8 protein-coding genes are annotated in these 15,915 nt (G+C 49.0%); 4 read left to right on the forward strand and 4 right to left on the reverse strand.

Going from position 1 to position 15,915, the window contains the following annotated elements; all coding sequences use genetic code 11:
• Positions 1-9: 9 nt before the first annotated feature.
• The 4 genes from IEY67_RS24195 to IEY67_RS24210 all read left to right on the forward strand — a co-directional run bounded on the left by IEY67_RS24195 (position 10) and on the right by IEY67_RS24210 (position 5,254).
• Positions 10-930, forward strand: coding sequence for a fimbrillin family protein (locus tag IEY67_RS24195; protein WP_129734856.1), 921 nt, complete (start codon positions 10-12; stop codon positions 928-930).
• 93 nt (positions 931-1,023) lie between these two features.
• Positions 1,024-3,585, forward strand: a complete 2,562-nt coding sequence (locus IEY67_RS24200) for a fimbrillin family protein (protein ID WP_129734858.1) — start codon at positions 1,024-1,026, stop codon at positions 3,583-3,585.
• Positions 3,586-3,753: 168 nt separating this feature from the next.
• Complete coding sequence (locus IEY67_RS24205) at positions 3,754-4,605, forward strand: RteC domain-containing protein (RefSeq protein ID WP_129734860.1); 852 nt, start codon at positions 3,754-3,756, stop codon at positions 4,603-4,605.
• 340 nt (positions 4,606-4,945) lie between these two features.
• Positions 4,946-5,254 (forward strand): helix-turn-helix domain-containing protein, encoded by a 309-nt coding sequence (locus IEY67_RS24210; RefSeq protein WP_129734862.1) that lies wholly within the window; start codon positions 4,946-4,948, stop codon positions 5,252-5,254.
• A 141-nt stretch (positions 5,255-5,395) separates the two neighbouring features.
• Here the strand turns inward: IEY67_RS24210 and IEY67_RS24215 are convergent, their stop codons facing one another.
• The 4 genes from IEY67_RS24215 to IEY67_RS24230 form a co-directional block, all read right to left on the reverse strand.
• Positions 5,396-11,470: a helicase-like domain-containing protein gene (locus tag IEY67_RS24215; protein ID WP_129734864.1), complete on the reverse strand. Its 6,075-nt coding sequence runs from the start codon at positions 11,468-11,470 to the stop codon at positions 5,396-5,398.
• Positions 11,457-11,903, reverse strand: a complete 447-nt coding sequence (locus IEY67_RS24220) for a DUF1896 family protein (RefSeq protein WP_129734866.1) — start codon at positions 11,901-11,903, stop codon at positions 11,457-11,459. Before IEY67_RS24220 ends, IEY67_RS24215 begins: the two co-directional genes overlap by 14 nt.
• Positions 11,904-12,061: 158 nt before the next feature.
• Positions 12,062-14,167, reverse strand: a complete 2,106-nt coding sequence (locus IEY67_RS24225) for a type IA DNA topoisomerase (protein ID WP_129734868.1) — start codon at positions 14,165-14,167, stop codon at positions 12,062-12,064.
• 26 nt (positions 14,168-14,193) lie between these two features.
• Entirely contained in the window at positions 14,194-15,792 is a 1,599-nt protein-coding gene (locus IEY67_RS24230) for a DUF4099 domain-containing protein (protein ID WP_129734870.1), read from the reverse strand.
• Positions 15,793-15,915: the final 123 nt, after the last annotated feature.

Here is a 15,915-nt window from a genome sequence, read left to right on the forward strand (position 1 = left end):
AACAAGAACATGAAGAAAATTTTTATTGTGGCAGCTGCAGCCATCGCTTTGGCAAGTTGCTCGAAGACCGAAAACGAACACTCCCCTGTCGGGCAGAAAGAAATCAAGTTTACGAACCTGAACGACAAAGTAATCTCACGCGCTGCCAATGACAACAGCGACAATTACCAGGTCTATGCGGATTGGAGCGGATCATCTACCGAATGGTTTATCGATGCTGCGATTAACGGTACGACTAACCTGGCTCCGACCACGTACCACTGGCCCGCTTCCGGTACCGTCGATTTCTACTCATGGGCTCCGTCGACGATTGCGGCGACGGGCGCTTATCCCGCACTCTCGATTGCTTATACAGTTCCCGCTGCGGCCAACCAGGATTTCACGGTTGCCACTCCTCAATTGGCAAAATCTTCCGGCATCGTCGCCTTTGAATTCGCCCATATGCTCTCCAAAGTGAGCGTTACGGCTTCTCTGCACCAGGATTTACTGGATGCGGGCTATGTTCTTACCACGACCGGCCTTACCGCTACACTCAAAGTTCTGTCAACGGGTGGAACCGTAGACCCGAAAACAACTCCGGCGGCCTGGACTTCGCCCAATGCGACGGCCGCTACCTATACCGGTGCCGCTTCGTATATGATCATGCCGCAGAGTGCGGTAGGATGCAAGGTGCAGATTACAGCCGGCATCACGATCACTAAGAACGGCACGGAAATTTACAGCGGTGATTTGAGTGAATATGAGATCGCGGCAGGCAATGTCACTGGCGACCAGTTCGCTATGGGTAAACATTATATGTTGAATCTGACCATCGGCGACGCATCGACAGGCGGCGGTGGAGAAGATATCTTCAACGTAATCCAATTCTCGGCTAATACAACACCGTGGGATACCCCGGGAGGCACAGATACTCCGCTGGTACAGCCGTAATCAGAGTACGAAGAAATGCTATACAGGCCGGAGAGGGGTGATGCTCTCTCCGGTCACTATGACCACATTCAGAATTAATAAACCATAACGTTAATGGAGACTTTCAAATATATATTTGTGTGTCTGGCGGCTTCTATTTTGGCGGTCTCCTGCACGAAAACCGAGGAACCGTACAGCGGCGGCTCCGGCGAGATCCGCTTCGCCACCGCTGACGAAAATATCTGGACCCGCGGGATGCCTGTAACTTCTAATGCAGAAATTCCCGACATGGGCGTGTTTGCCTATTACACAGGTAATGGCACGGCTAACAACTGGATTGCCCAGGGAGCAAGCGCCACTCCCAATTTTATGAATAACGTCCAGATAGATCATGCCGGTGGCGTCTGGAGTTACGATGATATCAAGCATTGGCCGGAGGCCGCCGATGCCAATGTAAGCTTCTTCGCCTACTCGCCGTATGCAACCGCCGCGAATGGTATCACTATGAATGCCTCCACAGGTATACCGTCCATTACCTATACCGTTCCCTCGAACTGTTCCGACCAGCCTGACCTGATGGTTTCAGCCCTACTGAAAGACCGCAACAGGGTCAATAACGGTTCTTCGCCCGTCAATTTTCAATTGGGGCACGCGCTGACCTGTATCGGGTTCAAGGCTTCGGGCAACGGTGAACAGATAACGAAAATAACGGCCAAAGGGGTCAAAACTTCGGGTGTGCTGACTGTGGCCGAAGACGGAACCCCGTCTTGGAACACCTCAGCGTCCGGAAGTGGCAATTTTGAAGCTACGGTCGACGACGGAGTGTATCTGGGCGCTTTGGCGCAGCTCGTCAACACGGGCGGCGGCTACCTGATGATGATTCCTCAGACGCTGGGAACGGAAGCCATGATTACCGTTGAACTGAACAGCGGCCGGAGTTTCGATTTCGACCTGAGCGGGATTACCTGGCAGGCCGGGAAGTTTATCAATTACAACCTCTCCATCACCCCGGAAGCCGCGCTACTGCTTACGCCTGAAAAGATCGTACTGCCTGCTGCGGGAGGATTCTCTCAGTTCGAGGTGATCGTAGAAAACGGTTCCGCTTTGGACTGGACAATCGGGATAGACAATTCGGGCTTTATGATCTGTGATAATCTGACTGATATTCGCAACTGGGCGTCCGGAGCGACAGCAGCCGCAGATGTCCGTAATACGGACAACTCCACTCCCGGCCAACAATTTACAGGAACGGGAACAAAGACACTGTATGTCTGGAAACCTACTGCGAATACAAGCACGACTGCCGAAGTCACCGGAACGATATCCAACGTGATCGATCCTACCGGTGTCTCGATAAATGTCATTCAACTGCCGAATTATGCTATGGCAACCGTTCGGGACAATGGTTATATGTCCGGCGAGTATATAGGCGCTTTCTGGAAGGCGAACCAGCGCGGCGAACGTATCATCCGTATTCCGGTAACCAATGCCGTGCGTGCGGGAGAATGGGACGCTTCGGTATATTGGTTGGGGGACGGCTGGAAAGCGGGCGATATTGTGTTCAGCACCGAAGATTCGGACGACGAGGGGATCAATTTCAGTAATGCCGCCATCGAACATCCGGCGGATATGAATACCAACGACGCTTTGTACAGACTTTCAGATTATTACTCATCAGCTTCGGGCACCGCTGTTAGCGGTGCGGGAAACTATATTCAGTTCCGGATCGGACTTTCGACGCTTTACTCGCCCACAACCGTCAGACCCGCACGCTACGCGCTGGTAGTGCTCCGTTACGGTACTCCCCGGAAGTATCATGCCATATTCATTCGACAGGGTGATGATCCGGACTATGTGATGTCTCCCGGCGACGATGGACTGCCTCGTACAGTTGCGGCACGTTTCAGCCCATACAACACTACGGCTTCCAATTTGACCGATTATGAAGAGCTCGTCGATGTCGGGCCCGGCTATAACAACACGGTGTTCACGGACTACCCCAGTCAGGCGGGAGCGTTCTTCCAGTGGGCAAATGACGGCAACCCTGTGGCTTATAATCCGCGTTATCCCCTGAAGCCCGTTATATGGGAAGAGGCACTCACAGGCCAATACTGGATCACGGTTTCATCCGCACAGGAAAGTTGCCCTCCGGGCTATCATCGTCCCAGTGACGGGATTACCAATTGGGCGGCCGCAAACACTACCACTACCGGTATAGAAAGTTCTGAAATACGGCAATCTTTGTATTCCAATCCGACGCTGGAAAATTCTTTCAGTGCAACAAATTTCAAGTGGGGTTTTTACGCCGACGGATATTTCGACCGCCGGGATCACAACAATCCTTCTGTCACGAGTCCACACGAAGGCTGGTCAGCTATGAAGGCCGGTACGGCCGTTTCGTGGAATAGCAAAGATGTAGCCTATATAGGTACTCTCGTATTCAATCCGACTACTGGTAGTTCGCACGAAAACGCCTCCATTTTTATCCCTGCAGCCGGGTCCCGGCATGTCGATACCGGTGCACTGATAGAGGGAGGTGAAGGTGCTTTGTTTTTATCGTCGTCGGCTCCCAATACAACTGAGATGTGGTATTTTGTCGGTACTGAGGGAATCTCCTTCCAGCTGAATTCCAGCAGAACCAACGGTTTGAGTCTACGGTGTGTCCGGAATCAGTAATGAGAATCTATTATAAACAATAGGGCTATCTTTTAAATTGGAGAGTCATTTGGCAATTCTGGAAGGAATGATGAATACACATATATAAGCAAAGCAGGCATCTTGAAAAGAGAATGAACGGGCTGGAATCTTTTTTAACGAAAGATCAACCCATAATATATTTTTCTTATGATTGATTTCGTTAAAAAACTACAGGAGGAGATAGCCAAGGAGAGTGATCGCGTAGAGAGTTCAAAAGATAATGATTATATCAAGTTATCGTTAGAAATGTCGCATGTTTTGGCTGATGCTTTCGACCGTTTGAAAGAGTTTATAATTTCTTACGAATTTAGGAGTGAAGAAGAAGAAATAGATTTTTTTAAGGATGTAAAGCCCCGGCTATTCTGCAAATTGATTTACTACCGGAAGATATACAACATCGAAATGTTGCGTCCTGTAGCCAGTGTCAACCGCCAGAAAGAGTACCTGAATAACGAGTTGGACACTATCAACAAATATACAAACAAGCGGTTGGATTTCATCCGTTATTTTCGTTCAGGAGCGACTTATTTGGATAAGTTATATTTCTTACGCGGTCAGACCGATACGGAGCAATATTTGGAAGCATTTTATTATGAACTTGACCCGCAGTTTTCGACGAACTGTGACTTCAAGGTTGCCCGGATTTTGGCCAACGATATGCTACACGCCTACTTGATGAGTGAAATAGAGAAGCTGGAATACGAGCATCGCCCATGCGGTATTCAGCCGTTTCCGGAAACGCGCCTGACGTATGTAGGGCCCAAAAATCTACTGATCGAGTTTATCTATGGTTTCGATACCGAAGGCTATTTCGGGAACGTACCTTTGACTCAGGTAGCGAGCTACATTGAAAATGTATTTAACGTGCGGTTGGATAGCAATCTGTCTCGTGCATTTTCAGATATGAAAATCCGCAACAATCCTACACAGGGATTGGACGGATTGAAAGATGCACTGTTAAGGCGAATGCAATCCTGGAAGAGGAAAAAGAAAAAATAGTGTTGTGGGAAAAATTAGAAATAGTTGTCTGATAATTAAGCTCCGGCTTACCATCCAAGGTAAGCCGGTTTTATTTTTTTTGAGACCTATGTATAAACAGACAATAAAATGGGTTTTATATTAATGTTATCAGATAGCTGTGATACAATAGTTTACACATTATCAATTTAAGAGAGAAACCGTATTTTGGGCATCTTTTGTAAGCCAAAGGAGTTTAAAAGATGAATTATAAATGGCTGAATTACAGCGCCTATAATGTCGTTAGAGAAAAAACCAAGACAGAGTACGTTAGCAACCTCTGAAATACGACCGACCTTTGCAGAAAGCAAAATCAAAAGTAATGTTTTTAGATAAAGAATATTTCGACGGATGGATGCGTAGCATTGCACAGCGGTTAGAACGCATAGAGAAACTGTGCAATCCCTCGTTAAAACAAATACAGACATTCATTATGGACGGGGAAAAAATGCTGGATAATTTTGAAGTATGCCAGATGCTTAACATCAGTAAGCGAACGCTTCAACGCTATCGTTCATCGGGGGATTTACCCTACCACATGAACAAACATAAAACCTACTATAAGGAATCTGATGTACTGCGGTTCATCGAGCAAAATTTTGACAAGTTCCGTAATTTCAAAAAGAAATAAGGGTTCTTCCTGCATCAGAGTTTTTTGTTTTCTTTCTTCTATTTTTTAATTGTTGATTTTTTCTGTGAGAACTGCCCCGTTGTGATAATGCGGCGGTTTTCTTATGTAAAAAGCTGCCCGGTTTCCCGAACAGCTTTCGTGCTATAACTTTATTTTGACGGGATTATCCCTGCTCTGGGCGTTATTACCGACCGTCCCGATAACGATGCGTCCGCCGGAGTTATCCGCGATTTCCCGTAACCGGGACGGAATGTAAGGCTGTCCGTTACCATCTGTCGGAATGTGCTGCCGGTTATCCACCGGAGCATGTTTTTTAGCCTCTTGCGGCTCATCCGGCAGTTGCACCTCATCGTCGTCAATCGGTTTAAGGGAAAGCTGTATTTTGCGGTCTAAATCGGTCAGTTCAGCCCTTAGCACCGCAAGCTCTGGTTCCTTGCGCCAGGTTCCCTCTACCACCTCACGCAGTACGGGAATATCCATAGACAATTTTTCGTTGTCCTTTTGAAATTTCTCCAATAACGGCTCGATGGTTCCCAGAGCGTTTATAAAGTTTTGGGAGGCCAGTCGCGGATCAGCGGCCAGATTACCGTAATTGTATTGGTACAGATAATTACCTTCGCCACGCACATAAAAACGGTTCTGCACCAAATCCAACCCTTCTTTCTCTGTCCTTTCGCTTTTGACCACAATATCAAAACCGTACAAGCTGCCTATCTTTTCAGGCTCAATACCCGTGCGAATGGTTTCTGCGATATGGTTCAGATGTTTGCCGATAAACTTAATATCGCCACCCTGCACCCCATCGAGTTGGATCGGATTTTTATAGGAGCCGTCTTCATTAAGTTGCACCCGGCTTTTGAAGTTCTCCAAATCTTTACCGATACGTTCTATCAGGCCATCGTTCTTCTCTACCTTTTGCAGTATCTCGTCCAGCTTGTATCGGCTGGATGATTTACCCCGGACGAACGATTGCCGCTCACTTTCCAGCGTGGTGATTTTCTTTTCCAGTCGGGCTTTCTCCAACAGTTCCGTGTTACCGGACAGGATAGCCACATACTCGGAGAAATTCATACCGGACTTTTCATCTACTGAACCCTCGTCGATGGTACGTGCGCCCATACTGCCGGTCTTTAGTTGGTTTATGAAAAGCTGTTTATTATGCAACAGGTTGAATATATAGGCATCCAGCGTTTTCTCAACGGCATACAGTACAACATCTACCTTATTGTCAGCATAGTATTTGGCTACTTCGTTCCCTGTGCGAATGCCGCGCCCGTCACGCTGATTGAGGTCGCTGGGTCGCCACGGCTGATCGAGGTGGTGGATAGCTACACACCGTTTCTGGGCGTTTACACCGGTTCCGAGCATTTCGGTCGAACCGAACAATACCCGGATCTTGCCTTCGTTCATCTGGTCGATCATGTCCTTACGCATCCTTTCGCTGGTGGCTTCCTGAATGAAGCGAACCTCGCCCGGTTTAATATTATAATTCTCCACCAGTTTGCGCTTAATCTCACTGTAAATATTCCACTCACCGGACTTGTACGTGCCGAGATCAGAGAATACGAATTGCGTACCCTTATGCTGGTCGTAATCTTTATAATACTTGGCGATGTTCCGGGCGGCATGGCTTGCCTTATTGTCCACATCGTCACCGAAACGGTCGTTGTCAATCATTCGCATATCGAGCGACATTTTACGAGAGTAATTCGTAGCCAGAAGCATCTTCGCCTTGTCTTCGTTCTCGGATAGCTTGCCCCGGTAAAGCAGCTCCCCATCGCCGGTCTTGGCAAACTTAACGAGCCGGTCGATAAAATCCCGTTGGTCTGCCGTCGGCGGAATAGTATAAAGAATCTCGTTTTTTTCCGGACGGTCGATACCGATGTCGGCGGCAGTACGGAAATCGGTAATTTCGGCGTATAGTTGCGCGAGTTCCGGCACTTTGATAAAGTAGCGGAACCGCTCTTTCTGTACGACCTCGTTTGTTACCGAAAATTCATAATCGGTCGTCTTTTTAGCGAAAACGGCGGCCCAGGCATCGAAGGTTTTCATGTTGAGCCGTTCCATTTCCTGCGGACGGAGATACTTAAAGAGTAGGTATAATTCCGTCAGGGAGTTGGAAATAGTCGTACCCGAAAGGTAAGTAGCGCCCAGATCGCGCCCGGTGCGTTCCTGAATGGTACGTATGGCGAATAGCATATTGAGCGCCCGCTGACTTCCTTCGGGATTACCCAACCCCGCTACGCGGTCATGACGGGTGTTGAACGTGAGATTTTTGAATTTATGCGATTCATCCACGTATAAGTGGTCGATGCCCATTAGTTTGAAATCGACCGAATCGTCCTTACGGTTTTCAATGTTGTGCATAACGGTTTGCAGCTTGGCTTCCAGATTGAGTTTACGCCGGATGCACCCTTTCATCATACCACGCGAAACGCTTTTGCCCTGCGCTTTCAATACTTCCAGATTTTCCTCTACGCTATCCAGTTCCGTTTGCAGTATCTCCCGTTGCAATTCGGGTGATTGCGGTATCTTGCCGAATTGCTCATGCGTTAATATCACGGCATCCCAATCGTTGTTCTTTATCTCGCGGAAGATCCTCTCCCTGTTTTTGGGAGTAAAATCTTCCTTGCCGGGATAAAGCACACGAGCGTTCGGATAGGCAGTGCAGAATGTCTTGGCTATCTCGTGAATGTTGGCTTTCAATCCTGTAATCATCGGCTTATTGGCCAGTCCGAGCCTCTTTTTCTCCATTGCGCCGACGCACATGATAAGGGTTTTGCCACCGCCGACCTCGTGATCGCAGATGCCGCCACCCTGTAATTTATCCATCCAGATAGCATCTTTCTGACTCTTATAAAGGTCGTCGATACCCAAACCTTTCAGGTCAAGCCCCGGAAAGGTCTGGTGCGCCCCGTCGTACTGCGGACGCACGAAACAATTGAATTTCCGGTTATACATATCAGTCAGCCGATCTTTAAATTCGGGTGACTGTTCCCTGAGCCAGTCGGAAAACCCGTCGCGGATTTCGTCAATCTTGCTATTGGCTAACTGTATTTTCTCCCCGTCGCGCACCTTTACCTCCTGAACCTTGCCGTCGATCAGCTTGTTCACTTTCTTGGTAATGTCGGGTGTCGTATTGTGTAGGGCATGTTTCAGTAGATGCAAGCCGTTGAATTTACGGCTTTGGGAATCTACGGCATATTGATCCAATATCTTTGCATTTAGTCTGTCGCCCTTTACCCCGTATTCGTCGATGTTGGGAGCAAATGATATGCTAACGTCGGTATCGAATAACCACGATGCGTAGCGTTCATATACACCTTTGGGTATCCACCTTTCGCCAAAATTAAAGTCCAGATCGTCAAAAGCGATAGGTTTGGGCGCAGCTTCATGCAGGGCTTTGAGCGATTGCTGTGCTGCTGTATGGTCGGGGTTCTCTTTCATAAAACGCTCCACCCGTTCGGCTTTTTCGATTACATTGCCGGAAATATATTTGTCGGCCACCTCGTAACCGTCAATTTCGGGATTGAAATAGATGCTGCCTTGTAGTTCTTCCAGAATACCGTCTTTAGTTCCTCCGGTTAAGCCCGCCATATAGTCGAGGTTTACCTCCGCATACTTGTTCAGGCTGGCGACCAACGCTTCACGGGCATCGGCGGCCTCGGTCAGTTCATTGGGGTTGAACGCTACCGGATGATTGAAAATATCCGCTTTCTGCGCTACGCCGTCTATGTAGCGTTCAAGAGAAAGTATTTCCGTTCCTCGCGCGTCCATTTTGATAAGGTCGAGGTTCTTCTTATCGTTCAGTTCCCCGAAACGCTCTGTAAAATTGTCGTACAGGCGGTTCAGCATCTCCCGCAGGGCGGGATTGGCTTCGAGCCTTTCCGCCTCATTCTGGTAGAGGTGGTAATAGGTATCGCGTATTTCTACATAGATAGATGCCTTCGTTTCCTGCGCTTCGGAAAGTTCCAGCGGATGGAACATCGGCTGAAGAGCTTCGATACCGCGCAGGTAGCCGATACAGTTATTTTCGTCCGTTACCAGTGATCCCTCACGGTAATGCGGCAAAATCTCCGCTTTGAACGGTATCGGCTTATAATATTCTTCTCTTTCGCGCTGTTCTTCTTCCCGCTGCTTTTCTTGCTCGACGCGGCGCAACTGCGCTTCATGCTCTGTTTTTCGCGCATCCTCCACCGGATAGACAGGTTGCACTTGTTCCTGTCGGCGTTCTTCTCGTTGCTGGCGTTCCAAAATCAATTCCTCACGCCAGTCGAGTACACGCTGCTGCTCCGTTTGTTTTGCTTTGGTCGTTTTCTTTTTCCGGCGGCGCGGGCGGTTTATCTGACTGCGTTCCTCTTGGGAAAAGCCGAAAAGGTCGTAAAGGGTAATAAGCGGTTCTTGTCGTACATTAATATCAGGCTGGACTGGCTCCGGTTTTCTCATCATGTCCGGAGCATCCATATCGAAAAGAGTACCCGTGAAATTGCCGGGCGCGGCACTCACTTTTGGCTCCGTAGTCGTCGTTTCGACCGCTTCCGGCTGTGATAGGGTTTTCTGTGCCACAACCTTTTCCGCTATTTCCTCCGGCTCGGTAATTCCGTAATCTTCCGGCAGTGGTGGATGTTCTTCATACAAGCGGCGTTCTTGTTCCGCCGTCCATACTCCGAATTCGGCGAGATCTTCCGCCGTAGGTTCATGGGACGTGTATTCGGCCAGTGTATGTTGCGAAAGCTCCGAAGTCGCCATCGGCGTTAGTTCCCCGGTTTCCACATCTAAGTTGAAACCCTCGGATGCCGCTTTAGTAACAGCCTCGCGCTGCTGAAACCATTCATTAAAGCGCTGCCAGTCCTCCGGTGTTGCTTTCCAAAACGGATCGTCCGGGATGGACGGCTCCGGCTTCACTTCTTCGGCGACGATTTCCTTTTCATTCTCCCGAAATTTATTTTCATCAGGAAACCAATGATCCTTAACCGCCTGCCAAAAGGGATCGAGGTCGTCGGGGAAACGTTTATTTTCCCCGACGACGAGCTGTGTATTTGGCTGTTCCGATATCTGCAGCGCGTTCAAATGATAACGTTCCAAATCAAGATGCCGGGAAAAATCCTGAAACAACATCTCATCAAGGTCTTTGGCAATACCTGCTTCACCGCCGCCATGCGTATAGACGAAAGCCGGTTTACCATAAGGGTCTGTGTCTTTTTTGTAGGCGGTCGATACGATCCTTTCCGTATTGTCGGGATTGAAAAGTTTACTTGTATTAATCCCTGACCGCGATTCAGATTCGATAAAATCCCTTTGCCGCTGGGTTAAAGCCTGCTCTCCGGGCGGTCGTTTCTGCAATACGATAAGATCGCTGCCGACTTCGGTTCCGGCGTGTTCGGTAAACAGATTATTCGGCAACCGTATGGCAGAAACCAAATCGCATCGGTTCATCAGCCATTCACGCACAGGGCGGTTGCGCTCAGAGTTCATTACTCCCTGCGAAGCAATAAAGGCGATGATACCCCCATCGCGGACAGTATCGACCGATTTCATAAAGAAATAGTTATGTAACGTCCGTGTCGCCTGCCGTCTTACCGGGTCTTTATCGGTGGAAAAGGCAGGGTCGAATACCGCCACATCCCCGAACGGGACATTGCTTGTCGCTACATCGTAATAACCGTTGTATTTAGGTTCGATGCTTTCGTACCCCTGTATTCGTACATGATCCTCCGGGCGCAGGTGTTTTAGGATAAGTCCGGTTACTGGGTCTTTCTCAAAAGAGGTTATCTCAGCATCGGGGGCAAACATTTTGATACTGTCGCCGAACGCTCCGTTTCCGGCGCTGGGGTCGAGTACCCGTTGCGGGATCACTCCGTTACGCTTCAAGGCTTCGGCAATGGTATCGGCAATAACGGGAGGGGTATAAAAAGCCGAAATAATAGAGTTTTTTATACCGTCGAAATAGCGTTTATGCTCCCTCTCATTCGGAGTATTCTCTTTCAGGACGGTATTCAGTTCCCGGATCAGTGGGGTAAGCGGATTCTCGTTCGCCTTATTATCACTGGCCGGCAGAGGGTCTAATACCTCCTTAATCGCCCCAAAACCGCTGTAAGATTGCAGTATCGTCCTTTCATGGTAGGTCGGCCTGCGGTTTTCCCGTTCAAGCGTAAAGGCTACCTTTATCGCGTCGATGTTCTGGCGCAGATGCGCCTTTTTATTAAAGGCTGCCATCTTCCAGAAGTATTTGAATGGTTCCGGTAAGTTCGGTGTACAGGAGATCGTGCTGGGGATTGTCGGCAAAATCGTCCGTGAGGTCGTATTTTGCCAGCACGTTAGCGCAAAGCGGTAACGCCTCCAGTGCGACAATGCGGGCGCGGTCTTCGGGAATACTATCTGCAAACTCATCCCAAAGGATGTTTACAATAGTGCTGTAGGTGGAAAAATGCAATCCCAGGTAGAGTTCCGTACTGGCCGCTTCTTCGGCTTCGATGTGGGTAAGCCCGGCTCGTATCGTATCGCTGTAAACCTCCGCTGCACGCTCGGCACGCTCGGCGATGAATGCCATATCCGCCGCACGGTCGGGATGGCTGTCTTTCAGGTACGATAATAAGGATAAACCGTAATAGGATAATTCGCCCTGGGGCGCAAGATTATTCGTCGTCATAACATTGGATTTTTTTGTGGTTTGAAAATGTCGGATAGAAAAGCGAAAAGGCGCTCCGAGTTCCCACCCAGAGCGCCACCACAAAAAAATCGCATTGTAATTCAGTTTCTTCTTAAAAAAACCGTTACTCAACGAAATTCTTGTGGTAAAGATAGCGATTATTTCCGGATATTTCTTTTCCCGCTACTGCCCGGTTTTTTCTTCGGAAAGTCGAATACGGTCTTAAAGTCAGAATCAAAGGTTACGGCGGCATCGAACGGTTTACCGCTTTTACCTTTGAAACCCTTAATCAGTCCGGTTTTACCCTTGCCGAATAAGTCGGCAAGCTGCCCGTCGGAGAGTTCCTTTTGAGCGATGCCCCGAAATACCATCAGTCCACAATCGGGGTTCTGACACTTGGCGACTTTGGGATAGAATACAATAGGTTGTCCGCATTGTGGGCATGTTGCTCCGGAACGATTGCCTGACGATTCTATTTTGGTAGATAACAGTTCTGAGGTAATCTGCGTTGCGAATACCTCTATTCCCCGATGAAAGGTAAAAGCATCCATCTCCCCGGAGGCTATCTTTGACAGGGCAAGCTCCCATCCTCCGGTCATGGCGACATCGGCAATTTTTTTATCCTTTACCACGCTGTACACGGATAATCCTTTATCGGTGGGAACGAGCGATTTCTTTTCACGGCGGATATATTCGCGGGCAAACAGCGTTTCGATGATAGCCGCACGGGTGGCCGGAGTTCCGATACCGCCCTCTTTCATGGCTTCACGCTCCGCTTCGTCCGCCACCTCTTTACCAGCGCTCTCCATTGCCGCCAACAGGGAGCTTTCCGTATAGATCGGGCGCGGTTTAGTCTGCTTTTCCAACACATCGCAGCCTTTTACGGGCAGGATGTCGCCCTCGGCTATCTCCGGTAGAATGGTCGCATCCTCCTCTTTTTCCTCGTCTTGAGCGCCGAATACCTTTTGCCATCCGGGAGAAAGGATGAGCGTTCCCCGTGCCGTAAAATCCTTTCCGGCACATTGTAATGCGACAACAGTATTTTCTTTCCGGCAGACAGGCGAAAAGGCTTCCAGCATACGCCCGGCAATCATTTCATAAATGGTACACTCGTCAGGGGAAAGTTTGCCCGGAAGATTCTCGGTCGGGAGAATGGCATGATGGTCGGTGATTTTCGCATCATCCACGCATCGGATATTGAGAATTTTGGTATCCATGCTTTCTGCATAGGCCGCAAACCGGGGATATTTGGAAAGCCCCGTGATCAGTTCGGGTATTTCGTCCATAATGTCGGCGGAGATATAGCGCGATCCGGTACGGGGATAGGTTATCAGTTTGCCCTCATATAGCGTCTGCGCGATATTCAGGGTCTTATCCGCCGAAAAGCCATACTTGCTGTTGGCTTCTTTTTGCAGGGCGGTCAGGTCATATGGCAGGGGTGGCTGTTGGTTTATCTCCTTGCGTTCCACCTTTGCGATATGAACGTTATCGGCATCCATGACGGCAGCATATAACTTATCGGCATCGGCCCGGATGTCGTATTTATCCGTCGAAAGTGCGGAGAACATTGTAGCCTGCTTCGCGGTATGAAGTTTAAGCTGGAAATAGGTCTTGGGCGTGAACGCCTTATTTTCCAGATAGCGGGCGCAGATGATAGCCAATGTAGGTGTTTGTACCCTGCCCAGCGACCACACACCGCGTCCGGCGGCTATGGCAAGCGCCTGCGAAGCGTTAATACCCACCAGCCAATCGGCTTCACTGCGGGCTTTGGCCGAAGCATACAGGTTGTCGTATTCACTGCCGGGGCGTAGATTCTGCAACCCCTCGCGGATCGCCCGGTCAGTCAGGCTGCTGATCCAAAGACGGTCGAAAGGCTTTTTACAATCGAGGTAGTTATATATATGCCTGAAAATAAGTTCTCCTTCCCGACCGGCATCAGTCGCTACTATAATACGGTCGGCTTTGGAAAACAGGCTTTTGATAACGCCTAACTGTTTGACCGCACCGGGATCGTCCTTATAGGTTTTCCCATCTTTCGTCTGGCGGGGTTTGAGCATAAAGGGATTGGGGAGTATCGGAAGATTCTCCGTCCTAAATCCCGTTATCCCGTATGCTTCTGGCATGACAAGTCCGACCAAATGGCCGAACGCCCACGTAACGGCATATCCGTTACCCTCTAAAAAGCCATCGTTACGATTCTTTGCTCCCACGATAGCGGCTATTTCACGCGCCACGCTGGGTTTTTCTGCTATAATTACTTTCATTGTGGTTGCTGTTAATGGATGAATGATTAGGAAACTTTACGGGATGTGTTTTTCTTCCCGGTGGACTGGCCTTTGGCAGGCGGGCGTTGGCGCACCTGCGGCTTATTCTCGTCCTGCTTTTTCTTTTGAGTTTCGGTGGGTTGTTGCTGACCGGGTTTAAGCGGCTCTTTCACCTTTTTGGTCGCTTCAACGGTCTTTCCTTCGGTATTGACAGCGTGTTGTTTTTCGCTTTCGACAGTAGGTTTGACCTTCGTAGCCGTCTTCCGCACATAGTCGGGATTCCATTTGAAAAACTGCTGCTTACCGAGTTCATAATTAGGCTTCACCCACAAGCTGACGGGCTGGCCTTTACCGTCCAGCTTCATGTCTTTCATGTAGACGGCTTTCACTTCGGCGCGTTTGCTTGGGTCGACTTCCGCCGCTTTCCACACGTCGTAAACATCTTTGGGAACAGCCACTCCACCCATACTTTTGTGAATAAAGGTGTCCAATTGTTTTTTCTCTTGGGAAGCCTCTTTTTGTTCCCCTTTTTTCTCCGGCAGGTTCTGGCGGTATATCTCTTTATTCTCCTGAGCGTAGCGGTTGCGGTCTAAACCATCGTATGAAAACTCATAGTTGCGGTTAGCGGCATCTACCTGAATGTAGCCGTCGCGGTAATAACCGGCACGGGTAACGAATTTTTCCAAAAGTCCCTTACTGCCGCCGGCGATATTCATTTCCGTACCGTCGGAAAGAGTGGTTCCCTTCATGTCTTTTTTATGGGGGAAATCTGCCACACGCATATATTCCAGCGTATTGGTCAGCTCGTCGCGGGAAATATAACAGGCTTCTTTTTTACCCGGTGTAAGTTCCAGATCGACGATTTTTCCGGCATGGCGGGTGTTCTCGATGTTGGTTTTCACATCTTCGGGCAACATCACCCCGTGAAAGGGCACATTCAGATTGGGTTTTTCCTGCCAGTAGTGAGGAACAACACGCAGGCTGCCGTCGGGTTGTTCGGCCAGCGATACACGCCCTTTGGTGGGAACACGTATGCCGCCCGGCTCCATTTCCGGGTTCATCTCGATAAGTTTGTTGGATTTATGCCCGTAGGACATAGCTCGCAGGTGCGGCTCGATGGATTCCCATTTGATGCCCTTACGTTCCAAATCAGCCCGGTCAATTTTGGAGGTGTCGTAAGGCTGAACGGTTTGGGTTGTTTCGCCGTTTCCACCACTTTGCTCTTGCGCCTTATCATCCGTTTTACCCTGTGTCTGCCCCTTATCTTGCATCTTTTGGAGTTCGGCGGCGGGATCAACACGGTACTTCTCTAACTCGTTGGGGTCAAAATTGATTTTGATGAGTTTATTCAGCACGTCTTCGGTCATGATGAACACCTTTGTTACCGCGTTTTTCACACCTGTGTGCGAGGGATTGTCTGCTTCCTGCACGAATTTCTTAAAAAAAGCTTCCAGTGCGGAATCGTGGGTGTTTACATTGAACAGGTTTGCGATATTCTGTTCGGTAGGGTCGGTAACTTTAATCTTACCTTTTTTGTTGATGTCGGTAACGGCTTTCAGTGGGCCGTCGCCAGCTTGCTGAACGAGCATTATTTTCTTGGCATCGTTCTTTAACTTTTCGTCCATATTACGATTATTTAAAAGTCAGCACCAATATCGGTGCGAGGACGAAATTAGATGTAACTATTTGACAGGAAAAGGATTGTCGAGCCTGTGGCAGCTTGTGGCATCGAAGTGGAAGTAAGTGGC

Origin of the sequence: Parabacteroides faecis, from assembly GCF_014647375.1 — a bacterium.
Taxonomy (GTDB): domain Bacteria; phylum Bacteroidota; class Bacteroidia; order Bacteroidales; family Tannerellaceae; genus Parabacteroides; species Parabacteroides faecis.